The 21,701-nt window shown below is 33.5% G+C and carries 26 protein-coding genes and 1 other annotated feature; of the genes, 2 read left to right on the forward strand and 24 right to left on the reverse strand.

Annotation, left to right across the window (positions count from 1 at the left end; translation table 11 throughout):
• Positions 1-53 precede the first annotated feature (53 nt).
• On the forward strand, positions 54-545 hold the full coding sequence (locus CAB05_RS02485) for an RrF2 family transcriptional regulator (protein WP_087998229.1): 492 nt from the start codon (positions 54-56) through the stop codon (positions 543-545).
• A gap of 88 nt (positions 546-633) precedes the next feature.
• On the opposite strand, the gene CAB05_RS02490 is transcribed toward CAB05_RS02485, so the two are convergent.
• From CAB05_RS02490 to CAB05_RS02600, 23 genes are all read right to left on the reverse strand, one after another.
• Positions 634-1,005: an iron chaperone gene (locus CAB05_RS02490; protein ID WP_087998230.1), complete on the reverse strand. Its 372-nt coding sequence runs from the start codon at positions 1,003-1,005 to the stop codon at positions 634-636.
• Between the two features lie 266 nt (positions 1,006-1,271).
• A complete protein-coding gene (locus CAB05_RS02495) occupies positions 1,272-1,673 on the reverse strand; it encodes a MaoC/PaaZ C-terminal domain-containing protein (protein WP_087998231.1) in 402 nt (133 codons plus the stop codon).
• Positions 1,670-2,119: a MaoC family dehydratase N-terminal domain-containing protein gene (locus tag CAB05_RS02500; protein ID WP_087998232.1), complete on the reverse strand. Its 450-nt coding sequence runs from the start codon at positions 2,117-2,119 to the stop codon at positions 1,670-1,672. Before CAB05_RS02500 ends, CAB05_RS02495 begins: the two co-directional genes overlap by 4 nt.
• A 24-nt stretch (positions 2,120-2,143) precedes the next feature.
• Positions 2,144-2,902 carry a 3-oxoacyl-ACP reductase FabG gene (fabG, locus tag CAB05_RS02505; protein ID WP_087998233.1) on the reverse strand — a complete coding sequence of 253 codons (759 nt, stop codon included), beginning with the start codon at positions 2,900-2,902 and terminating at the stop codon, positions 2,144-2,146.
• 23 nt (positions 2,903-2,925) lie between these two features.
• Positions 2,926-4,104 carry an acyl-CoA dehydrogenase family protein gene (locus tag CAB05_RS02510; protein WP_087998234.1) on the reverse strand — a complete coding sequence of 393 codons (1,179 nt, stop codon included), beginning with the start codon at positions 4,102-4,104 and terminating at the stop codon, positions 2,926-2,928.
• Between the two features lie 63 nt (positions 4,105-4,167).
• Complete coding sequence (locus tag CAB05_RS02515) at positions 4,168-5,148, reverse strand: quinone oxidoreductase family protein (RefSeq protein ID WP_087998235.1); 981 nt, start codon at positions 5,146-5,148, stop codon at positions 4,168-4,170.
• An 18-nt stretch (positions 5,149-5,166) separates the two neighbouring features.
• Positions 5,167-5,952, reverse strand: a complete 786-nt coding sequence (locus CAB05_RS02520; RefSeq protein ID WP_087998236.1) for an enoyl-CoA hydratase/isomerase family protein — start codon at positions 5,950-5,952, stop codon at positions 5,167-5,169.
• Positions 5,953-5,957: 5 nt separating this feature from the next.
• Positions 5,958-7,040 (reverse strand): phosphotransferase family protein, encoded by a 1,083-nt coding sequence (locus CAB05_RS02525; RefSeq protein WP_087998237.1) that lies wholly within the window; start codon positions 7,038-7,040, stop codon positions 5,958-5,960.
• Between the two features lie 27 nt (positions 7,041-7,067).
• Positions 7,068-7,469 (reverse strand): acyl-CoA thioesterase, encoded by a 402-nt coding sequence (locus tag CAB05_RS02530; RefSeq protein WP_087998238.1) that lies wholly within the window; start codon positions 7,467-7,469, stop codon positions 7,068-7,070.
• A 102-nt stretch (positions 7,470-7,571) separates the two neighbouring features.
• Positions 7,572-8,135: a TetR/AcrR family transcriptional regulator gene (locus CAB05_RS02535; RefSeq protein WP_087998239.1), complete on the reverse strand. Its 564-nt coding sequence runs from the start codon at positions 8,133-8,135 to the stop codon at positions 7,572-7,574.
• 112 nt (positions 8,136-8,247) lie between these two features.
• A complete protein-coding gene (locus tag CAB05_RS02540) occupies positions 8,248-9,867 on the reverse strand; it encodes a long-chain-fatty-acid--CoA ligase (RefSeq protein ID WP_087998240.1) in 1,620 nt (539 codons plus the stop codon).
• 53 nt (positions 9,868-9,920) lie between these two features.
• Complete coding sequence (locus tag CAB05_RS02545) at positions 9,921-10,673, reverse strand: SDR family NAD(P)-dependent oxidoreductase (RefSeq protein ID WP_087998241.1); 753 nt, start codon at positions 10,671-10,673, stop codon at positions 9,921-9,923.
• A gap of 19 nt (positions 10,674-10,692) precedes the next feature.
• Positions 10,693-11,931: an acyl-CoA dehydrogenase gene (locus tag CAB05_RS02550; protein ID WP_087998242.1), complete on the reverse strand. Its 1,239-nt coding sequence runs from the start codon at positions 11,929-11,931 to the stop codon at positions 10,693-10,695.
• 73 nt (positions 11,932-12,004) lie between these two features.
• Positions 12,005-12,757, reverse strand: coding sequence for a 2-phosphosulfolactate phosphatase (locus CAB05_RS02555; protein WP_235821346.1), 753 nt, complete (start codon positions 12,755-12,757; stop codon positions 12,005-12,007).
• A 36-nt stretch (positions 12,758-12,793) separates the two neighbouring features.
• Positions 12,794-13,567, reverse strand: a complete 774-nt coding sequence (locus CAB05_RS02560; RefSeq protein ID WP_087998244.1) for an SDR family oxidoreductase — start codon at positions 13,565-13,567, stop codon at positions 12,794-12,796.
• A gap of 284 nt (positions 13,568-13,851) precedes the next feature.
• Entirely contained in the window at positions 13,852-14,511 is a 660-nt protein-coding gene (locus tag CAB05_RS02565; RefSeq protein WP_087998245.1) for an HAD family hydrolase, read from the reverse strand.
• A 21-nt stretch (positions 14,512-14,532) separates the two neighbouring features.
• A complete protein-coding gene (locus CAB05_RS02570; protein ID WP_087998246.1) occupies positions 14,533-15,363 on the reverse strand; it encodes a DUF2785 domain-containing protein in 831 nt (276 codons plus the stop codon).
• Positions 15,364-15,489: 126 nt separating this feature from the next.
• Positions 15,490-16,032, reverse strand: coding sequence for a GNAT family N-acetyltransferase (locus tag CAB05_RS02575; RefSeq protein WP_087998247.1), 543 nt, complete (start codon positions 16,030-16,032; stop codon positions 15,490-15,492).
• Positions 16,033-16,189: 157 nt separating this feature from the next.
• The gene (locus tag CAB05_RS02580) at positions 16,190-16,918 is read right to left on the reverse strand and encodes a polysaccharide deacetylase family protein (RefSeq protein ID WP_087998248.1); all 729 of its coding nucleotides are present in this window, start codon (positions 16,916-16,918) and stop codon (positions 16,190-16,192) included.
• Between the two features lie 280 nt (positions 16,919-17,198).
• Entirely contained in the window at positions 17,199-17,441 is a 243-nt protein-coding gene (locus CAB05_RS02585) for a DNA alkylation repair protein (protein ID WP_087998249.1), read from the reverse strand.
• A gap of 61 nt (positions 17,442-17,502) precedes the next feature.
• Positions 17,503-17,694, reverse strand: coding sequence for an NETI motif-containing protein (locus CAB05_RS02590; protein WP_087998250.1), 192 nt, complete (start codon positions 17,692-17,694; stop codon positions 17,503-17,505).
• Between the two features lie 95 nt (positions 17,695-17,789).
• Positions 17,790-18,512, reverse strand: coding sequence for a Bax inhibitor-1/YccA family protein (locus CAB05_RS02595; protein ID WP_087998251.1), 723 nt, complete (start codon positions 18,510-18,512; stop codon positions 17,790-17,792).
• A 126-nt stretch (positions 18,513-18,638) separates the two neighbouring features.
• The gene (locus tag CAB05_RS02600) at positions 18,639-20,024 is read right to left on the reverse strand and encodes a glycine--tRNA ligase (protein WP_087998252.1); all 1,386 of its coding nucleotides are present in this window, start codon (positions 20,022-20,024) and stop codon (positions 18,639-18,641) included.
• 84 nt (positions 20,025-20,108) lie between these two features.
• Positions 20,109-20,288: a binding site (T-box leader), on the reverse strand.
• 218 nt (positions 20,289-20,506) lie between these two features.
• Between CAB05_RS02600 and CAB05_RS02605 the strand changes: the two genes are divergently transcribed.
• Positions 20,507-20,935 (forward strand): hypothetical protein, encoded by a 429-nt coding sequence (locus tag CAB05_RS02605; protein WP_087998253.1) that lies wholly within the window; start codon positions 20,507-20,509, stop codon positions 20,933-20,935.
• Positions 20,936-20,981: 46 nt separating this feature from the next.
• On the opposite strand, the gene CAB05_RS02610 is transcribed toward CAB05_RS02605, so the two are convergent.
• On the reverse strand, positions 20,982-21,689 hold the full coding sequence (locus CAB05_RS02610; protein WP_087998254.1) for an ABC transporter ATP-binding protein: 708 nt from the start codon (positions 21,687-21,689) through the stop codon (positions 20,982-20,984).
• Positions 21,690-21,701 lie beyond the last annotated feature (12 nt).

Below are 21,701 nucleotides of genomic sequence, written 5' to 3' on the forward strand. Positions count from 1 at the left end.
AAAACATATCTAAGATTAATTTATATAATCTCATTAATAAAGAAGGTGTCATAATGCAGTATAGCGTTGGAGTTGAGTATGCACTTCACTGCCTCGTCTATTTAATTGATAATCCTGAAGATTCGCCAATTGGAATAAAAGATTTATCATCTTTTCAAGGTGTTTCTGAAACGTATCTTTCAAAGATTTTTAGTAAATTATCTAAGGCTGGGATTGTCAGTTCAGTTCCTGGAGTGAAGGGTGGATTTAAACTCTCTAAATCTCCTGAAGAAATTTCTTTTTGGGATGTAATTGAAGCAGTTGAAGGATCAAAGCCTATATTTCAATGTAAGAACATTAAAGATAATGGATATTTATATAGAGAAAAAGGCTGTACGCCAGGCACATCATGTACGATCAATTTAGTTATGCTTTCCGCAGAAGAGAAAATGCATGAATACTTACGTGAAAAAACTCTTTCATGGTTAAACAAAGAGCTAGAGAATGTCATTCCTAAGCAAATTCGTGAAGATACGCGGAAATATTTTTCGAAGAGCACTATATAAAAAAACCTCTCAAGTAATTCCTTAACAAATTGGAATTTAGAGAGGTTTTTTATTTAAGTTTTTCCATTTTTTTTAAATCTCGGATGTTTTATTTCCTCCAAAAAGTTGAACAGTCTTTCTTATCTAAAATATTAAACTCGATCATTTTCTCAATTAATTTGTAATCAACTTCACTTCCCCACGGGATGCGCACCAATTGCTTTGTGTGATCATAGCCAGCTTGTACAATTTCATCAGAAAAATGATTGATCCCTACTGTTTCAGGGGCAACAGCTAAATGTTGTTTAGACACGCTAAAGCCTATAATATATGTATCATGATCGGTAAACATTGGTTGGTTCCATGCAATTTTAGGCATTAAGTTTGGAAATTTATTAATCACCCAAGTCAAAACTTTTTCCGTTCGGTCCCGATGAATCGGATTTTCAATTTTTTCTAAATACTCAGCAAAAACTTCCATTTCATTCACTCCTTACATAAAAAATAATTTTAAAAATGATACTCTTCAAACTAATTCTTTTTAGAATGTAAAAACATCACTTAACTCATATCTTAATCATATCCAACGATGTAAAACCAAGCAACTCATTACAAAATTTTTAACTTTTACGGTTTACATTTTATAAAATTCTAACCAAACAAAAGAGATGCTTATTCATCATCGAATAGCATCTCCAATTCTATTGATTCCCTTCAAACATTAGACAATTCATTATTAATTAAATTCTAATATTGTTTGAATATGATTGTTCCTTCTATAACTTTTTGATTCTTTTGGTTAGTCGCATTTACTGAAAAATGCATTCTATTACCGTCGATATCTCTTAAAACTGCATTTAATGTAATGATGTCCTGTAAAAAAACCATGTTTTTAAAACGGATTGAGTAATCTTCAATAAACCCATTTTCTGTATAATCTGAAAAAAATCTAGATAAATTTCCCATTGTCCACATTCCATGAGCAATGATTCCAGGTAGACCTGCTTTTTTAGCTTCTTCATCAATCGTATGGATCGGGTTAAAATCACCGGATGCGCCAGCATATTTAATTAAATCCATTCTTGTAACTGGCTCTAATTTAACTGAATTTAGTGTGTCACCAGGCTTAAGTTCGGTTAAGATTGTCATACAGTTAGCACCTTCCTTACTTCTTCTGTAATGATGACAACTGCATTAGATTGAAATATGACTTGACCATTTTCATCTTCTCCGACATCAGAAACGACTAAAAATCCCATAAAACCATGATTTCCTTTTTTTTCGTAATAATCTTTAATTTCAGTATAACAAGTAATTTTTTCGCCAACTAATAACGGCCGTTCATAATGAAATGACTGTTCTCCATGTATTAAACCAACATTTGGTAAATGGAAGTCTTCAATCATTCCATAGTCTAATACTCTCGGAAAAGTCGGAGGAGCTATATTTTGTTTGTATCTAGATTTTTTTCCAAATTCTATATCCATATAGATTGGATTCAGATCTCCAATTGCTTCAGCAAACTTTTTCACCGCTCCTCGTTCAACTATATTTTCCACACCTTTTGAGCGTTTTCCAATAAAAGCTTTGAACATCACTGTCACCTCTTTCAATAGAATTTACGCTTTTGGTCCACCTGCTACATAAAGTACCTGACCATTTACGTAAGAAGATTTTTCATCCGCAAAAAATGCTACTGCATTTGCAATATCTTCGGGCTTCCCACTTCTACCAGCTGGAATTTGACTTAAACTTGCTTCTATTAATTGTTCAAATGAAATACCAATGCGACTCGCCGTCTCTCTTGTCATCTCCGTTTCAATAAATCCAGGAGCAACTGCATTTGTAGTAATTCCATATTTACCAAGTTCTATTGCTAGCGTTTTTGTTAGACCTTGTAGCCCAGCTTTTGCTGTTGCGTAATTCGCTTGACCTCGATTTCCAAGTGCTGAAGTTGATGAAATATTGATGATGCGACCATATTTTTGTTTAACCATGTACTCTTGTGCAGCACGAACTACATTAAAAGATCCTTTTAAATGAACATCCATTACGGTATCCCAATCTGAATCTGTCATTTTAAATAATAAATTATCTCGAATTACCCCAGCATTATTTACAACGATATCAATGGATCCATAAGTATCAAAGACTTCCTTCATTGCTGTTTGGACTTCGCTTCCATCTACAACATTTACTCGCTTCGTATAAATCTCGAACTGTTTAAATTCTTCGGCCGATTGTTTTAACCCGTCATCATTTATATCAATGATTGCAACTTTTGCACCTTCACTTGCAAATAATTCTACAATCGCTTTGCCAATACCTCGACTTCCACCTGTTACAAATGCAACCTTCCCTTCAAATCTACCAGCCATTCATTGATCCCTCCTTCATAAAATTAAACAAACTGTCCGACTTTCACATGACCTTTTAATAGATTTCTAGAGATGATTAATCGTTGGATTTCATCTGTTCCATCATAAATTCTCCATAATCTCGCTTCGCGGTACCATCTTTCAATTGGTAATTCTCTCGTATAACCAATTCCTCCATGAATTTGAAGCACACGGTCTACAACCTTATTTCCCATATTTGAGCCATATAATTTAGCGATAGATGCTAAATGGCGATTATCTTCACCTTGATCTAATGTAAATGCTGCATTTAATACTAGCCATCTTGCAGCTTCAATTTCTACTGCTGAGTCTGCAATTTGCCATTGAATTGCTTGGCGTTCAGCAATCGGTTTTCCAAATGTTTCTCTTTCCTTTGAGTAATCTATTGCCATTTGCAACAGTCGCTCAGCTGCACCAACCGCACGTGCGCCAACAATCCATCTCGCAAAGCCAATCCACTCCAGACCTAGATTATATCCTCCATTTAATTCACCTAAAATATTTTCCTCTGGTACACGCACATTATCAAAAACTAATCCAGCTGGTCCCCATTCGCCCATTGTATGAATGTATTCCGATTTCCAACCCATTTCACGATCTACAATAAAGCAAGTTACGCCACTTCGACCTGCAGTTGCTTGATGTTTTTCTTTATCTGTTATGGCAATTACCATTACAAAATCAGCTTCATTCCCACCTGTAATAAACGTTTTTTCGCCATTTAAAATATATTCAGAACCATCTTTTACAGCGGTCATTCTAATATTTTGCGTATCAGAACCAGCATTTGGCTCTGTCATTGCAAAGCATGATTTCTTTTCACCATTTATTGTTGGAATTAAGTACTTTTTCTTTTGTTCTTCATTTGCATAAAACAGGATATTATCTGCAAAGCCTCCAAATGTAAACGGAACAAATGTTTTTGAAATTTCCATATAGACAATCGCTAACATCATTTGACCTAAGTCCGCTCCACCATACTCTTCTGGTGTATTAATTCCCCAAAATCCTGCTTGCTTTGCTTTTAATTGCAGCTCTTTAATGACTTCAGGAGATAAACTAGGTCGCCCTTCTCTTTCATTACGTAATACTTCATTTTCTAGAGGAATTAATTCTTTTTCAACAAATTTGCGAATCGTTTTTTGAATCATTCTTTGTTCATCTGTTAAACGTAAATGCATTCTCAATTTCCTCCGTTCCATTTGTTTTTATAGATGTAATCATGAATAACATCTAAAGAATATTTATTTTTTAGGCTCTAAAATAACTTTTCCAACTGTTTTTCTTGCTTGCATAAGTGTATGTACATTGGCTGCTTCGCTTAATGGGAATACTTCTCCAATTGTTACTTGAATTTTTCCTTCTGCTAAATAGGTAAACAACTCTTTTAAACTATGATTTATTAATTCTACTCTTCTCATAAGTGGTGGTAAGAAGAACCCAATCACCGATTGATTTTTTGCCATTAAAGAAGAAGGATAAAACTTACTTTGTTGCCCACTAGCAACACCATAAATTACTAGTCTGCCAAAGTATGCTAGACATTTTAAGGTCTTATAAAACACATCTCCACCAGCCATCTCAAGTGCAACATCTACACCTTTACCATTTGTAGCTTCAAGCACTTTTTCTTCCCAACCATCTTCTGTATAGTTAATTAGTACATCTGCACCCATTTCTTTTGCAAGTTGTAGTTTCTCACTTGTACTAGCTGTTGCGATCACTTTTCCTGCGCCAAACAGTTTAGCCAGCTGAACTGCTAATGTCCCAACACCGCCAGCAGCAGCGTGAATTAGCACAGTTTCACCTGGTTGAAGCATACCCATTGTTTTTAAAATATGGTACGCACTAAGTCCTTGAACAGGCAAAGCTGCTGCTACTTTAAAATCCAACTCAGCAGGAATAGGAATAATGGATCTTTCATCAGAAATTGCATACTCTGCGTAACCACCAGACTCCATAATAGTCACAACTCGGTCACCTGGTTTTACTTTCGTTACATTTTCGCCTACTTCCACAACAAAGCCAGCTACTTCTGCACCCGGAACATATGGCAAATTTGTTTTGACAACATATTGTCCTTCTCTTCTAGCTGTATCAGCATAATTGACAGCAGATGCATGAACTTCAATTAATACTTCTCTACCTTTTGGTACTGGTCTTTCTAATTCAACTCGTTCTAATACATTAGGACCACCGAATTGTTTAAATTGAATCGCTTTCATTTTAACCCCTCCAATAGTTTATTTACCTGTAAAGACAGGTTTACGTTTTTCTTTAAATGCGAGGACTCCTTCATGATGATCTTCTGTTGCAACCATTAATGTTTGAATCATTCGTTCCTTTTCAAGTATTTCATCTAAATTTGATGTGAAAGAATGATCGATTAGTTTTTTCATCATGCCAAATGCTTTTCCCGGACCACCCGCTAATTTATTAGCATATTTAACTGTTTCTTCTTTCAAATCTTTTGCGGGAACTAAAAAGTTAACTATACCTAATTGAGCCATTCTTTCTGCAGAAACAGCTTCTCCACTAAAGAAAAATTGCTTTGCCAAATGTGGTCCAATTAATTGAGGCAAAAAGTATGAGCCGCCACCGTCTGAAATAAGACCAACTTGTGAAAAGCTTAAGGCAAATTTACTATCCTCTGCTGCAATAATCAGATCACATGCAAGTGCTAAATTAAAACCTGCACCAGCTGCGAAACCGTGAATTGACGCAATAACTGGTTTATGTGTATCTTTAATTGCTTTTATACATTTGTTTAATACCCCAATATGTTCATACACATCAGAGGCATTCGTGTTTCCCATTGTTTTTACATCGCCACCTGCGCAAAATGAACGACCAGCTCCTGAAATGACGATTACTTTTATTTCCGGATTATTCTCAGCTTCTAAAATAGAATTCGTGATACCTGTTAACATCTCTAGATTAAAAGAATTTAAGGATTCAGGTCTCTTTAATGTTAAAAATAAGATACGATCTTGTATTTCAGTTAATAAAGACTCGTTCATAAGTTTCATTCTCCTTATATCGTATTGTGATTTGGTAACGTGACTTGATGCCCCAACGTAATTAGTGACTTAGCAAAGTGTTCAAATTTTGCAAAACGTTGATCATTTGTTTGCCCCATTTTAAATCGATAATAAATTTGTTGGACAATGACAGCTAGTTTAAAATACGCAAATGCAAGGTAAAAATTTATGTTGGAAACATCTCTACCACTTTTAATAGCGTAGGCTTCTATGAATTCTGCTCTTGTCATAAAACCTTTATGAATTGTTACTGAAGGACTACCAAGTCCATATTTCAACAGATCTGGATCATCTTTTTGTATCCAATAGCTCATCGCAACACCTAAATCAGCAAGTGGATCACCAATCGTTGTCATTTCCCAATCAAATAGACCCACCATTTCTGATAAATCCTGATTAAACATGGAATTATTTAACTTGTAATCATAATGGATAATTGCTGCGTCGTGATGATGTGGAACATTTTTTTCAAGCCACTTCATCAGCTGTTCAACTTCCAAAATATCACTTGTTTTCGCTCTGTTATATCTAGTAATCCATCCATGAACTTGTCGTTCCATGAAATTAGTTGGTTTACTGATTTCTAATAAATTTGTTTTTTGATAATCAATCGAATGCAGCTCAACGAGTTTTTCAACCATTACATTGGAGATTTTGCTACAATCTTCTTTTGTTACATTTAAGTGGTCGGGAAATGCCGTATCAAAAACTTCACCTTTTTTCCTTTCCATCATAAAAAATGGACTACCAACAATTGTTTCGTTTTCTGAATATAGAATAGGTTTAGGAGCGATAGAATAATGTGGATGAATCTCTGATAAAATTCGAAATTCCCTGCTCATATCATGAGCTTTTGGTGCAACGGGACCAAGAGGTGGACGTCTAAGAACTGCTTCCCATTCTCCGACTTTCAATAAATAGGTAAGATTTGAATGACCCGCTGAAAACTGTCGAACACTCAACTGTTCATTAGGCAAATCATTTATATGTTTTTTTAGGAATTCCTGTAATACTGGTATATTTAATTCCTCGCCTCTACGAATCTGTATTGTTTCAGATTCTACTCTCTCCGCCATCTTACTCCTCCAATGAATCTATTTTTATTATTTATCTTCTAAATGATTTTCTAATTGAGCTCGAAATAAGTCTGGTATATTTTCACTTCGTTGTTCCTTGAAATTAAAATACACGATGATTGCATTTGCTTTCGCAATGAAGACATTCGTTTCTTCACAAGTAATGTCATGCTCAAGTTGAAAGCTTTTACTCCCTATTTTGGAGATATAAGTAGAGATTACTAGTTTTTGATTAAAGTAGCCTTGACTAAGGAAATCACATTTCGTCGAAGCTAAAATGAAATTCCAGTCTTGTAGATTCATTCCATATCCTAGTTGTTGAAAAAACTTGATCCGTGCTTCTTCCAAATAAATGAAGTAGCTCGTATTGTTTATGTGACCAAGCGCATCTGTTTCACAAAATCTAGTCGTGATTGTTAATTTTTCCATTTTATCCCTACTTTTTTATTAGTCTATGATTCAAAAAGGAAATACTAACTAGTCGGTATGTAATTCGTTTAAGTAAAGTAGGAGAGATGAGCTCCCCTACAACTAAACTTCAATACCTTTAAAAACCATTTCAGTAAAAATTTCTGCTAATTGATGATCATCTATTGAACCCTCAGGATTAAACCATTGATAGCTCCAATTCGTAATACCTAAAATACCAAAGGTAACGATTGGCACATTCAAACTTGCTCTTAATTCTCCGCTTGCAATTCCTTCATTTAATAGGTTTTCAATATTAAATCGATATTGATCCCTCTTTGGATTAATTTTATCCAAACTTTCAGGACTTAAGTGTCGCATTTCCCTGAAAAATACTTTTGCACTTGCACCTTGTTTTTTGATATCTAGTATTGATAAATGAATGATACTAAACAATTTTTCTTTAAAGCTTTTGCCATGATCATCAAGTATTTTCATTTGTTTCGTTAATAAATCATCAATATAACGAAGGTGAATTTCCATCAGAAGCTCCTCTTTACTAGAGAAGTAATAATAGAAAGTGCCTTTCGTTACGCCAATAGATTCGACGATATCCTGAATGGAAGTGACTGTAAATCCTTTTTTATCAAATAATTGTATTGAGTGTTCTGTAATTTTCTCTTTCATTGGAAATCCTCACAATCTAAAAAAATATCACTTGAATTATACCATAATCTATTCTCGTGAAAGTTTAAAAAACAGAATCTTCTTTACTTTTAACAATGTCCGAATTCGTACATTATACTGTTTTAGAATTTTCGGTTTCTCTCAGTGCTCTACGTAATATTTTTCCAACATTTGTTTTTGGTAATTGATCTCGAAATTCAATCATTTTTGGTACTTTATATGATGAAAGATTACTTTGACAAAATTGTAGAATCTCATCCTCAGACGTGTTTTCACCGACTTTTAATACGATGACAGCTTTTACAGTTTCACCTCTATAAGTATCAGGTACACCTATGACTACTGCTTCTTGTACACTCGGGTGTTCATATAAGATTTCTTCTATTTCTCGTGGATAAATATTATAACCACTTGCAATAATCATGTCTTTTTTCCGATCAACAATTGAAAGATATCCTTCATCATCAATTCGAGAAATATCTCCTGTAAATAACCATCCATCTTTTAACGTATGAGCTGTCTCCTCAGGCATATTCCAATATCCTTTCATGACTTGTGGACCTTTTACAATTAATTCTCCAACTTCACCTACTGGAACTTCCACCGTACCTGTTGCTAGATCTACAATTTTATAATCAGTCGAAGGTAGTCCAAAACCAACTGTACCTGGTTTACGTTCTGCAAATGCAGGATTACAATGTGTAGTAGGCGATGCTTCTGATAATCCGTAACCTTCCAATATTTTTGCGCCTGTTTTCTTTTCAAATTGATTAATCAATTCTACAGGCATTGGTGCACTTCCACTATTGCACACTTTAATACAATCAATTCCATAATTTTCTGCATCTGGATGATTAATAATTGCAACATACATTGTAGGTACACCAGGAAAAAGTGTTGGTTGTTTATTTTTTATTGTTGTTAAAACCTCCATGACGTCAAAACGTGGAAGGATGATCATTTCATTTGCCATTAGAATTGAAAGATTCATACTAATGTTCATACCATAGACATGGAAAAATGGAATAACCGATAAACTGCGCTCCTTTGCAATCTCAATACTGCCTTTAAAGAATTCTTGCGATTGCATTACATTTGCTAATAAATTGCGGTGAGTAAGCATAACACCTTTGGATCTCCCCGTCGTACCACCTGTGTACTGAAGTACGGCTATGTCTTCACTTGGATCAATCGAAATAGGCAAAACGATTCCATTTCCTTCAGTTAAAAAGTTTTCAAATGTTGTATGACCATCAAAACTTTCTTCTGTTTGGGTTAAATTGACGACAATAACCTTACGTAGCTTTGTTTCCGGTAAAATAGCCTTTACTAGTGGATAAAGACTCCCTAATACAATCATTGTTTCTGATTCAGAATCATTCAACAAATGCTTGAGCTCTCGTGCTACACTCATAGGATTTACCTGAGTTACGATTGCACCTGTCGATAAAATACCATAGAAAGAAATGACATATTGAGGACAATTTGGCAACATTATGGCTACTCGATCGCCTTTTTGGATACCGTTTTTTTGTAATGATGAGGCGAATGCCTTTACTGCGTTTTGAACTTCTTTAAATGACAACTTCTTATGATAGAAAGTAATACTTGTATGATTAGGATATTTTGAAACAGTATCTTGTAAGATTTGAGGAATTGATTTGTCTGGAATTGTGATTTCTGGTGCAATATGCTGTGGATAGTGGGAATACCATATTTTATTCGAATTCATTTTATACCCTCCAATGTTATAAAAATCTATTCAATACATGAAACATGTAAACCTTAAAATATTAATCCCCCACCATCAACAGGAAGTGTAACACCTGTTATAAAAGAGGCTTCATCAGACGCTAAAAATAACGCGACAGCTGCAACTTCATCTGGATTCCCGACTCTTCCAAGTGCATTTGCTTTAGAAATAATCGGCCATTTTCGCTCATCTTTTTTCCACATATCAATAATATTTGTATCAATTACACCTGGGGCTATAGCATTAACTCTAATTTGATACTTTCCATACTCTAAAGCGGCATTTTGTGTTAATAATACAACCCCACCTTTAGACGCATTATACGCACTGACTAGTTTTCTACCTCTTAAACCTAGTAAGCTTGATGTATTAATGATTACGCCATTTCCTGATTTGATTAATTCAGGCACAGCATATTTAATTCCTAAAAATACACTTTTTAAGTTAATATCTATGACAGAATCCCATTCGTCTTCTTCTAAATCTACACTTCGAACCTCAGAGTTACCAACCCCTGCATTATTAAACAAAATATCAAGTCCACCATATTGCTCTACAGTTACGCTTATCAAGTTTTGAACGCTATTTTTGTCACTTACATCTGTTTGAACAAAAATTGCATTCCCATTTTGCTCCCTAATGAGTCGAGCAGTTTCTTCCCCAGTTATTTCATTTCGATCAGCTATGACAATCTTTGAACCTTCTTTTGCGAACCTGATAGCAGTAGATCGACCGATTCCTCCTCCACCACCAGTTATGATTGAGACCTTATCCTTTAATCTCATGTTTTATCACCCATCATCTCTATTTTTCAACCGATACAAATTGATTAGATGTTTGGTATTTTCGTAGTTCAAGTTTAGCTATCTGTGCTCGGTGTACTTCATCTGGTCCATCAGCTAATCGTAATGTTCTAGCATTCGCCCATTGCGCTGCTAGAGTAAAGTCATTTGATACACCTGCTGCACCAAATGCTTGTATCGCACGATCAATCACATTAAGGGCCATTGAAGGAGCTACTACTTTAATCATCGCAATCTCCGCTTTTGCGGCTTTATTGCCGACTGTGTCCATCATATATGCTGCTTTTAATGTTAGTAATCTAGCTTGCTCAATTTCAATTCTAGAGTTTGCAATCCATTCTTGAATCACACCTTGATTGGCAATTGGTTTTCCAAAAGCAACACGACTTTGAACACGCTTACATAATTCTTCAAGTGCTCGTTCAGCTGCACCAATCAATCTCATACAGTGATGAATTCGTCCTGGACCTAATCGTCCTTGGGCAATTGCAAAGCCTTTGCCCTCACCCCAAATCATATTACTTTTCGGTACTTTTACATTCGTGAAAGTAATTTCTGCATGACCATGTGGTGCATGATCATATCCGAAAACTGGTAGCATTCTTTCAATCTTTACACCTGGTGTATTTAATGGTACAAGAATCATAGACTGCTGTTCATGTCGGTTTGCTTCAGGATTAGTTTTTCCCATTACAATCGCAAGTCTGCAGCGCGGATCCCCAGCTCCCGAAGACCACCATTTTCTTGCATTAATGATATAATAATCACCTTCATTTTGAATGCTAGCTTCTATATTAGTAGCATCGGATGAAGCAACATCAGGCTCAGTCATGGAAAAACATGAACGAATTTCACCTGATAGTAAAGGTGTAAGCCATCTTTCTTTTTGTTCTTCTGTACCATATCTTTCTAGAACTTCCATATTCCCAGTGTCTGGTGCACTACAATTAAATACTTCTGGACCAATTAATGAACGCCCCATAATTTCACATAAAGGTGCATATTCTAAATTTGTTAATCCTGCCCCGTAGTTGCTGTCTGGTAGAAATAAATTCCAAAGCCCTTCTTGCTTAGCCTTAGCTTTTAATTCTTCAATAATTGGAGGCACATCACTCCATCTAGTTTCTTGTTGATTCAATTGCTCTTCATATAATTGCTCATTTGGATAAACATACTGATCCATAAATGTTTTCAATCTGCTCTGAAGCTCTTGTACTTTTGATGAATATAAAAAATCCATTTACTCATTCCTTTCATACTAACTAGTTGGTATGTAATTTATTTCAATAATAATCTTTTTCTAGAGAACTTTATTAAAAAGCAGTTTTCTCAGAAAGTTTCACATCCACTATCCTTTTTCCATTTTCCATCATCGGTACAACGTTAAATATACTTTTTTGGCTAACAAAATGAAGTTCTGCTTCAAAACCATAGTTCACCATCATTTTACCTACTCTAGATTCTGCTAATATCTCAATCTCTTTTTCTTTAAAACTTCTATAAAAATGTAATGCAGCTAAAGAAGAATCAGTCATTTCTAATTGAATCGATTCACTTAAAAGACAATCTATAAAATAACCCGCTCCATAAAAGTCTTCAATATTAAAATGGCCAAATGACCCTGCACAAACTAAAATAATTGTTTCATCATCATAAGTTTGACGAATATGATTTACAACAGATTTACTGTTCAGAATCGAAGCCGCATACACTTTTTTCGCAGCCTGTGCATTTTTAAGTGCGATCGTTCCATTTGTAGTTGATAAAATGATTGTTTTTTTGTTTACTACACTTCTTAGCGCTAAAGGATTAGGCGAATGAAAACCGTCTAAAGTTGCACCATTATATTCTCCAATTAGAATCGCTTCATTATTTTTTATTCCTTCTGAGATTTCTACTGCTTCTTTTCCATTTAGTACAGGAATTACTTCTTTTGCTCCAAATTCCAACGTGGCAGTGATTGTAGAGGTTGCTAGTAAAATATCGAAAACAACAACTGTTTTATTCCCGCTTAGTTTTTGTTGATTCATTTCTTCTTTTTTCATTAATAAATGAATTTTTGTCATTATTAAACTCCTTTTTTAACAAGAAATCTCAACAAATTACATAACTGAAGAACCACCGTCTACTACTAAAATTGCTCCTGTCACAAAGTCTGAAGCTGGTGCAGCTAAAAATAGTGCAGCCCCTTTTAAATCATTTTCAGATCCGAACTTTCTCAAAGGTGTTCCCTCCAAGATTTCCTCACCACCATGTGCGATCACATCTTTTGACATCTTAGTTGGAAAGAAACCAGGTGCAATCGCATTTACATGAACCCCACGCGAGCCCCATTTGACTGCCAAATCTCTTGTTAAATTAACAACTGCTCCTTTACTTGCACTATAGCCAACTGCATCTAAATATTTTGGATTTGTACCTTGCAATCCTGCAACTGAAGCAATATTTATGATTTTCCCACTGTTTTGTTCAAGCATGATTTTTCCTACTGCTTGAGACATAATAAATGTTCCAGTCACATTTACATTTAATACTTTATGCCAAGCCTCTAACGGCATATCTTCAGCAGGCGCACCCCAGGAAGCACCACTATTATTGACTAATATATCAATACTGCCAAATTTTTCTTTCGTTTGATTGACAACATTTTTAACATCTTCAGGGTTTGTAACATCACATTTAATAGCTAGCGCTTCAACCCCGATGCTTTTCAATTCTTCACTTACTTCTTTACAAGCATTTTCATTCCTAGAACATAAAACAACGTTTGCACCTGCTTCAGCGAAACCTTTTGCAATCTGCTCGCCAAGACCTCTACCACCACCAGTCACAATTGCCACTTTACCAGTTAAGTCAAACAATTCTTTTACATGCATTCCGATAACCTCCTAATTACGAAATAAAAACGCTTAAGTAAGATTCTGTATGGATCAATGTCATAAAAATAAAACATACATTAAGATACTAACCAGTCGGTATGTTGTAATTACATCATACAAAATAAATTCTGAATATTCAATAAAAAAATCTATGAATCTATTTTTGATTAATATACTTATATTCAATTGAGTGACATTCCATACAAAAAACCATTTCTAATAAGTAGAAATGGCTTTCGTGTAAATACAAACTATAAAAATTGATAGAAATAATCTTAATACTATTCTTTCATAGATAAATGATTGATGACATCCTCTAGCGTCTTTTCAGCCATTGAAGATAGACGAAGACTATAATCTTCAAAAACTAAATTTGCTGTCACACTGTTTGGAACGATTACGCAATGTAAACCAGCCTTACGAGCTGCTAATAAACCATTTAGTGAATCCTCAAATGCAATTGCTTCTGTTGCATCTATACCTAATGCTTCAATAGCTTTCAAATAAAGCTCGGGATCTGGCTTGATGTCCAATACATCTTCTTTTGTTTTAATTACTTCAAAATAATCGTATATATTCATTTGCTTTAGAAAACCTTCAACCCATGCTCGAGAAGAACTAGATGCCAATCCAATTTTTAGTCCAACTTGTTTTGCTGTTAATAAATAGTCTTCAACACTTTCTCTTAAAACAGGTTCTCCTAATTTTACCTGTACTAACTCCGAGACTTTACTTTCTAAAATTTCTTTATCAAATGGTATTGAACTATTTTCTTCAATATATGAAAATAGTACATCATCATGAGTACCAACGACTTCTGAGAATTTTTCAAGTGTTAATTGTATCTCGTAATCTACCAAAACTTCTTTATATGCCTCAAACCACACAGATTCTGTATCGATGATTAGACCATCAAAGTCAAAAATAATTGCTTTAATCACCTGTAATCCCCCTTTTATAAATCATGAACGATACCTATTTAGTTTTAACAAAATACTAGTGATTGTCTCCTTAAATGCTTCATCTTGAAAATCAACTCTAAAATAAAGGCTACGTAAAAAATGCTTAGCATTTATTTTTATATAATAGTCGGTTATATAATCACCAGTTTTGTTAACATTCTGGAACTGTTCCATCCACTTACATATTTCTTCACTAGATAATACATCACGTTTTAAAATTGAATTAGCTGCTGTTACTAATCTTTCATCTTCTTCACAATCAAACACATTTTGAGATTCCATCGCTCTAAATAAGATCAGTTCTAATATTGTTCTTAGATCATTTTCGTTTAAATCATTACATTTTGCAAGTTCATCTAAGCAATCAGCCAAATGAGCTACTGAATGAGCCCATCCTTTTTCTTCGACATAACCCCTGACATCATTTTCACTTTTCGCAAATAAAAATACGTGCTCCTTTACAAGTTCTAACTCTTCGATTGAAATGAATTGTTTTTCATTATGCTTCAGTAAAATAACCGCTATGATTAATACAGAAAATGCTCTTGTAAAAACTGAATCAGTATTCGTTTCACCTAATCCGAACAATAAATGTTCATCATCTATACTAACCTGTAAAAATTCTCTTAATTCACCGGGTGTAAATACATCATTTTTAATCCACTTAGAAAGCGTTGAATAAATTAAATCGTCTCGTAAATATGGATTAACAGAACCAATGTGATCTAACATTTGTTTTGCGATTTCATAATGACTTTCATTTTTTGGGATCATATAATCATTTTCTCTGATATTTTCAAGCTGCTCTATTAAATATTGTTCATTTTTCATTTTATTCACCTTTACATCTTACCTTGTTATTTTTTATTTTTTGTGCACGAATCAATTCATTCTTAGATTGATTTAAGTCTTGAGATTATGTATACAAATCATTCCTGTTTACTTCTTATTAATCATTCATTTTGCCCAATCGGACTTCAGTAATGAATAGACGTATACATCATGTGAATCTTCATTTTGATAAATATAGCCCCTTAAAAGTCCTTCCTTTTGAAAGCCGAATTTTTCAATTACTTTAGTAGACGCAATATTCTTAGGAAAAATAACTGCCCCTATACGGAATAATAATAGCGTCTGAAAGCAATATGTAATGACTTCATTAATGGCCTCTGACATAATACCTTTACCCCAATACGTTGGAAGTAGATCATAACCGATTTCCGTTCTCTTTCCTGATAGAATTAAATTGTTTAATCCAATCGTCCCAATCAAATGATTTGAATCCTTCTCAACGATTCCCCAACGCATTCCTTGTTTATTTTCAAACCTAATTCTGAAAGATTCAATCATTATTTTTGCTTGTGATTCATTTGTAAAAGGACTCATCCCATAATATTTTGTAACTTCTTCATTAGAAAAAATTTGATAGACCTCATCAAGGTGTTTGTCTTCTATTTCTACTAACAATAAACGGTTCGTTTCTAAAATTGGAAAAGTCATCAAATCACTCCATTATATTTAATTTTGTGAAAATTCTGCTTCACAAATGATACGTATATACAAATTTTACCATATACTTATGAATATTGGTCATTTTCAAAAAATGACAAACAAAATTCTATACAAAAAAGACGATTACAAAATAGTAATCGCCTTTTTATTCCACTATTTTTGCAAACTCATCTATAGTTGTAGAATACTTAATATAAATGCGAGGTAATAAATAGTTTTCATCTTTTTTACCTTTTTCTACGTAAAGTTCTGGAATCGTTGTAATTCCATATGTATAGTACTTCTTGGTTTCTTCAATAACTTTTTTATCATATAAACTATATGGATACGCCAAAGCAAGGACAGGTTTATTCGTAATGGCTTGTATTTTCTTTTTCGATTCATTTAATTCATATTCATAATTTGTTATTTTTGTTAAATTTGGATGGGTTGCAGTATGAGATTGAATTGAAAACATGCCCGAATCAACCATCTTTTTCAAATCTGACTTCGACAACCTATTTGACCAATCAATATAATCAGAAATCACAAAAACCGTTCCAGTTGGTTTAAATTGATCATCCTTTAATTTTTGAAATATCGAAAAAGCATTTAAATTATTCTTATAACCGTCATCAAAAGTAATGAAAATCGGTTTCTTTACTTTATTCCGTTTCTTCCAATCTTCAAAAGTTAATAAAGTGAAACCATGTTGCTTTAAATACAACATTTGTTTTTCAAATTCTTTAGGATGTACATAAAGATCCTCAACACCATGTCCCGTAAATTCATCAATGGAATGATAAATGAGTATTGGTATTTTTTTCTGAGCAAAAACCTTTGAAGGCTGACATGTAATAACTAGTAAAAATAGCAATAGAAAAATTTTTTTCATAGAATTCCTCACTCTTCAATATCGTCATGGTTAGTATTCCTAATATCCAAAAATCTATTAGTTTCTTTAAAGATTGAAAGTGAATATGACTTTTTCTGTATTGGATCTTGAGTTTCATACAGTATTATTAACGGGTATAAAATTTTAATCGTAAATACTCTGTAATAAAGTTAGTCTTTCTAATTTCCCTCATATATCTACATAAGAAAAAGACATTGAATTGTTGTTCAATGTCTTTTTTCACTATACTTTTCAATTTTATAATTAGGAGATCATATTACTACATAGAATCAGCAGCTTTTTCAAATAATACACTTTGTTCAATGACACCACATGCACCACATTGAACTAAGTATTCAGGCCCTTTATAAGGAACATAAAATGGGTCTAGCCCACCTGAGATATATTCTTCTTGTTCAATATCACCGCTTTGTGCATTTAATTTTACTGCTTTTGGGTGTTGTTCGATTAAATAAAATCTCGTTTTATTTGTTTTACAGCGTGGACATGCTAATTTAGACATATTTTCACCTCATTTTATTCATATAAGGTTACTTTTCCATAATTTTACTAATATTATACATCTATTTATTAATCTTTCCTTCAAATACTATTTTTCTACCTGAAGGTTCAATCTCAATTTTACCATTGATCATTTGCTCTGAAAAAATTGGAACTTCCATTCTTTTAACTGGCGTATACCCTTCTGCTTCCATTCTCTTTAAACAATCATTAATTGTTTCATGTTCTAATACTTCAAATTTTTTCTTACTCATTGTATAGCCCTACTTTCTAACCAAATTTCGTGCTTTAAATCTTATGTAGAAAAAACCTTACTTCCATCACAGAGTAAGGTTTTTAGCTAAATATGTTAATTTCTAAGTCTTGATAGAAATCTTAACGCTTCAACATAAATCCAAATGACAGTAACTAATAGACCAAATGCACAATACCATTCGAAATGTTTAGGTGCACCATGTTTTATGCTAGATGTAATCAAATCAAAGTCTAAAAATAGATTAAGTGATGCAATGATTAAGATTGCTAAACTTACTAATAAGCCAATGGTACCAGATTGATGCATAAATGGAACTGGTACATGGAATAGTTGTAGAATCATTGTTAGTAAGTAAAATATTAATACGCCAAATGTTAAACCAATTACAATTGATCTAAATCGATGTGTAACTTTCACGATGCCAGTTGCGTAGCAAATTAATGTACCAGCAATAATTGCAATTGTTAATAATGCAGCCTGTAAAACAATCATTCCGTAAGTTGCTTCATATACAGCTGAAATATTCCCTATTAATATCCCTTCAACAGCAGCATAAATAGGTGTTGTAATCGGAGCAATTCTAGGTGAAAAGCTTGTTACTAAACCGATTATAAAAGCAAAAATTAAACAACCAATAAACACCTTAGTACTTAAAGTACCCGTTACTGTTAAATAATAAGAGTATCCAGCAGTAGCGATTAGCATGATTAACGCAATTAACGCTTTACGAATCGTTCCACCCATTGTCATCGCTTTTTCTGAATGCCTAGCCTTTGTTAATTGTTCAGAATTTAAAATCGGATTCGAACTCCTCATCGAAACTCCTCCTTGTTTTTTATACATTGATTTTACCATTTTTAGTATTTTAATGAAAATTTAAACAAGCTTTATTAAAATATATGAAAAAAGATGTCCAAAAGGACACCTATTTTCTAAAAAGTATTAAAACTTAATTTTGTTTGCTAAGAATGATTGAAGTTCACTAATCGCAACACGCGTTTGTTCCATTGTATCGCGGTCACGAACCGTTACTTTTCCATCCTCAATTGACTCAAAATCGTAAGTGATACAGAATGGCGTACCAATTTCATCTTGACGACGGTAACGTTTACCAATTGAACCAGTCTCATCGAAATCTACATTGAAATCTTCAGCTAATGCTGCAAATACTTCTTGTGCATTTTCTGATAATTTTTTTGATAAAGGTAAAATTGCCGCTTTATATGGCGCTAATGCAGGATGTAATCTCATAACAGTACGAGAAGTTCCATCTTCTAATGCCTCTTCTTCATAAGCATCAATTAAAAATGCTAAAGTAACACGGTCAGCACCTAATGATGGCTCAATACAATAAGGAACATATTTTTCATTCGTAATTGGATCATGGTACGTAAAGTCTTCAGTTGAAAACTCCATATGCTGTTTTAAATCATAATCTGTACGAGATGCTACACCCCATAGCTCGCCCCAACCAAATGGGAATTTGTATTCGAAGTCTGTTGTCGCATTACTATAATGTGATAATTCATCTTCACTATGGTCTCTTAAACGAAGATTATCTTCTTTCATACCTAATGATAATAACCACTTATTAGCAGTTTCTTTCCAATACGTAAACCACTCAAGCTCTTCACCTGGCTTACAGAAGAATTCAAGTTCCATTTGTTCAAATTCACGAGTACGGAACGTGAAATTTCCTGGTGTAATTTCGTTACGGAAACTTTTACCGATTTGAGCAATACCAAATGGTACTTTCTTTCTCATCGTACGTTGAACATTTTTAAAGTTAACGAAAATACCTTGTGCTGTTTCTGGACGTAAGAAAATTTCATTTGTACTTGATTCAGTAACACCTTGGAAAGTTTTAAACATTAAATTAAATTGACGAATATCAGTAAAATCATGACTTCCGCAATCTGGACAAGCAATATTATGTTCTTGAATTAACTTAGCCATCTCAGTAAATGGTAGCCCATCAACGATAATTTCCATGCCTTTTTCATCAAGTGCATTTTCAATTAATTTATCAGCACGGTGTCGAGCCTTACAATTTTTACAATCAATCATTGGATCATTAAAATTACCAATATGACCAGAAGCTTCCCAAGTACGTGGGTTCATTAAGATTGCAGCATCTAAACCAACATTATATGGACTTTGTTGAACAAATTTTTTCCACCAAGCTTTTTTAACATTGTTTTTTAATTCAATACCTAATGGACCATAATCCCAAGTATTTGCTAATCCACCATAAATTTCTGATCCTGGAAAAACAAATCCACGATGCTTTGCATGACTTACAATGACTTCCATTGACTTTTCTGACATTTTTTTTGCCTCCATTTTTCATTCGATTCTATTTGAAAATGCAAGAATGAAAATAAAAAAGCTCTCATCCTTAGGCATTTTCTGCCTAGGGACGAGAGCTGTATATGCACCCGCGGTTCCACCCTAGTTGACAATTTTAGAAATTGTCCACTTTCAAACATAACTCAAGAATGCCTTTCACTAAAGGTTTTGATTGAGCTTCCACCGTCCTCAATTCGCTATGCAAATATTGCTTTAGTTACTTCTTTCCATCAACGTTATAACTTATGTAATAATAATATGGTCTTAGTTTATCAAAGTGACAACTATTCCGTCAAACATTATTATTATCTTTTCTTAATGAAATAATACCATGAATTTTTTGAATATTTAACGGGAATCATTCATGTAAAGATAATATCTTTACAGTATTCTGATTAATTGGTATGATAGAAAAGTTGTTTTAAAAATATACCTATTTTCTGAAGAAGGGAGTGCTAGTTTTGAGTAGCAGCATATTTTTTAAGAAAAAGAAACGATCAGCAGTATTGCTTGATAAACATCATTCCATTCGTTTATTAAAAACGAACAAAAAACGAATCGTAAATAAGAGAAATAATAAAATAAAAGGATTCGAACAAATCTTAGTTAAAGAATTAAACGATGAAATGATTTCAACTTCAAATAGTACGGTAAATGAAATTTCTGAACAAAAAGGAAATATCACAATTGAAAAACTTCCAGTAACATTTCTTCTAAAGCTTGGAAAAGAGTTTTTCTCAGATTTAGAAGCAGTGAAGTACTATTATAATAGCAATCAAGAAAACTATTATAAAAATCGTAGTTTACTAGAAGAGACATTACAATCTTCTATTAATCAATCATCTGAAGATGTTCAAGCAAAAATTGCGGAATTTATTGCTAACAAATAATGACCAAAAAAAGTGCCATTTGTAATCAATACAAATGGCACTTTTTTTATGCTAAGTAAGCTTTCTTAATTTCTTCGTTATTCATTAATGTTTTACCTTCACCAACCATTTGGATTTCTCCTGTTTGAATTACATATCCACGATGTGCAATCTGTAATGCTTGGTAGGCGTTTTGTTCAACTAATAAAATCGTCATCCCTTGCTTGTTTAATTGCTCGATGATCTCAAATATTTGTTCAACAATAATCGGCGCAAGTCCCATAGATGGTTCGTCTAGCATTAACAGTGACGGCCCCATCATTAATGCTCTACCAATTGCAAGCATTTGTTGTTCTCCACCACTCATCGTACCACCCTTTTGGTTAATACGTTCTTTCAGTCTTGGAAAATAATCAAACGCCATTTCCATTCTGGCAGCTATTAGTTTTTTATCTTTTACTGAGAAAGCACCCATTTCTAAATTTTCTTTTACAGTCAATTTAGAAAAGATTCTTCTTCCTTCAGGTACATGAGCAATCCCCTTTAAGGCAATTTCATGAGATTGTAGTTTTACAATATTCTCACCTTTATAAATTAGCTCTCCAGTTTTTGGTTTCACTTGACCACTTATTGTTTTTAAAGTAGTAGATTTTCCAGCACCATTACTTCCAATTAACGTAACGATTTCACCTTCATTTACATCAATATTAATATTTTTCAGTGCTTGAATACCACCGTAAAAAGAGTTAATTTCTTTTAATTGTAATAGCGTCATTTTTTTTACTCC

Origin of the sequence: Gottfriedia solisilvae, assembly GCF_002128405.1 — a bacterium.
GTDB lineage: Bacteria > Bacillota > Bacilli > Bacillales > Bacillaceae_G > Gottfriedia > Gottfriedia solisilvae.

Excerpts from the sequence above, each read along its gene's own strand:
- CAB05_RS02545 (WP_087998241.1), bottom strand. The coding sequence starts at position 10,673 with ATGAGATTAAAGGATAAGGTCTCAATCATAACTGGTGGTGGAGGAGGA.
- fabG (WP_087998233.1), bottom strand. The coding sequence starts at position 2,902 with ATGGCTGGTAGATTTGAAGGGAAGGTTGCATTTGTAACAGGTGGAAGT.
- CAB05_RS02575 (WP_087998247.1), bottom strand. The coding sequence starts at position 16,032 with ATGACTTTTCCAATTTTAGAAACGAACCGTTTATTGTTAGTAGAAATA.
- CAB05_RS02530 (WP_087998238.1), bottom strand. The coding sequence starts at position 7,469 with ATGGAAAAATTAACAATCACGACTAGATTTTGTGAAACAGATGCGCTT.
- CAB05_RS02520 (WP_087998236.1), bottom strand. The coding sequence starts at position 5,952 with ATGAAACTTATGAACGAGTCTTTATTAACTGAAATACAAGATCGTATC.
- CAB05_RS02535 (WP_087998239.1), bottom strand. The coding sequence starts at position 8,135 with ATGAAAGAGAAAATTACAGAACACTCAATACAATTATTTGATAAAAAA.
- CAB05_RS02550 (WP_087998242.1), bottom strand. The coding sequence starts at position 11,931 with ATGGATTTTTTATATTCATCAAAAGTACAAGAGCTTCAGAGCAGATTG.
- CAB05_RS02585 (WP_087998249.1), bottom strand. The coding sequence starts at position 17,441 with ATGTCTAAATTAGCATGTCCACGCTGTAAAACAAATAAAACGAGATTT.
- CAB05_RS02490 (WP_087998230.1), bottom strand. The coding sequence starts at position 1,005 with ATGGAAGTTTTTGCTGAGTATTTAGAAAAAATTGAAAATCCGATTCAT.
- CAB05_RS02485 (WP_087998229.1), top strand. The coding sequence starts at position 54 with ATGCAGTATAGCGTTGGAGTTGAGTATGCACTTCACTGCCTCGTCTAT.
- CAB05_RS02555 (WP_235821346.1), bottom strand. The coding sequence starts at position 12,757 with ATGACAAAAATTCATTTATTAATGAAAAAAGAAGAAATGAATCAACAA.
- CAB05_RS02570 (WP_087998246.1), bottom strand. The coding sequence starts at position 15,363 with ATGAAAAATGAACAATATTTAATAGAGCAGCTTGAAAATATCAGAGAA.
- CAB05_RS02515 (WP_087998235.1), bottom strand. The coding sequence starts at position 5,148 with ATGAAAGCGATTCAATTTAAACAATTCGGTGGTCCTAATGTATTAGAA.
- CAB05_RS02580 (WP_087998248.1), bottom strand. The coding sequence starts at position 16,918 with ATGAAAAAAATTTTTCTATTGCTATTTTTACTAGTTATTACATGTCAG.
- CAB05_RS02560 (WP_087998244.1), bottom strand. The coding sequence starts at position 13,567 with ATGCATGTAAAAGAATTGTTTGACTTAACTGGTAAAGTGGCAATTGTG.
- CAB05_RS02495 (WP_087998231.1), bottom strand. The coding sequence starts at position 1,673 with ATGACAATCTTAACCGAACTTAAGCCTGGTGACACACTAAATTCAGTT.
- CAB05_RS02600 (WP_087998252.1), bottom strand. The coding sequence starts at position 20,024 with ATGTCAGAAAAGTCAATGGAAGTCATTGTAAGTCATGCAAAGCATCGT.
- CAB05_RS02510 (WP_087998234.1), bottom strand. The coding sequence starts at position 4,104 with ATGCATTTACGTTTAACAGATGAACAAAGAATGATTCAAAAAACGATT.
- CAB05_RS02500 (WP_087998232.1), bottom strand. The coding sequence starts at position 2,119 with ATGTTCAAAGCTTTTATTGGAAAACGCTCAAAAGGTGTGGAAAATATA.
- CAB05_RS02540 (WP_087998240.1), bottom strand. The coding sequence starts at position 9,867 with ATGAATTCGAATAAAATATGGTATTCCCACTATCCACAGCATATTGCA.
- CAB05_RS02590 (WP_087998250.1), bottom strand. The coding sequence starts at position 17,694 with ATGAGTAAGAAAAAATTTGAAGTATTAGAACATGAAACAATTAATGAT.
- CAB05_RS02525 (WP_087998237.1), bottom strand. The coding sequence starts at position 7,040 with ATGGCGGAGAGAGTAGAATCTGAAACAATACAGATTCGTAGAGGCGAG.
- CAB05_RS02595 (WP_087998251.1), bottom strand. The coding sequence starts at position 18,512 with ATGAGGAGTTCGAATCCGATTTTAAATTCTGAACAATTAACAAAGGCT.
- CAB05_RS02610 (WP_087998254.1), bottom strand. The coding sequence starts at position 21,689 with ATGACGCTATTACAATTAAAAGAAATTAACTCTTTTTACGGTGGTATT.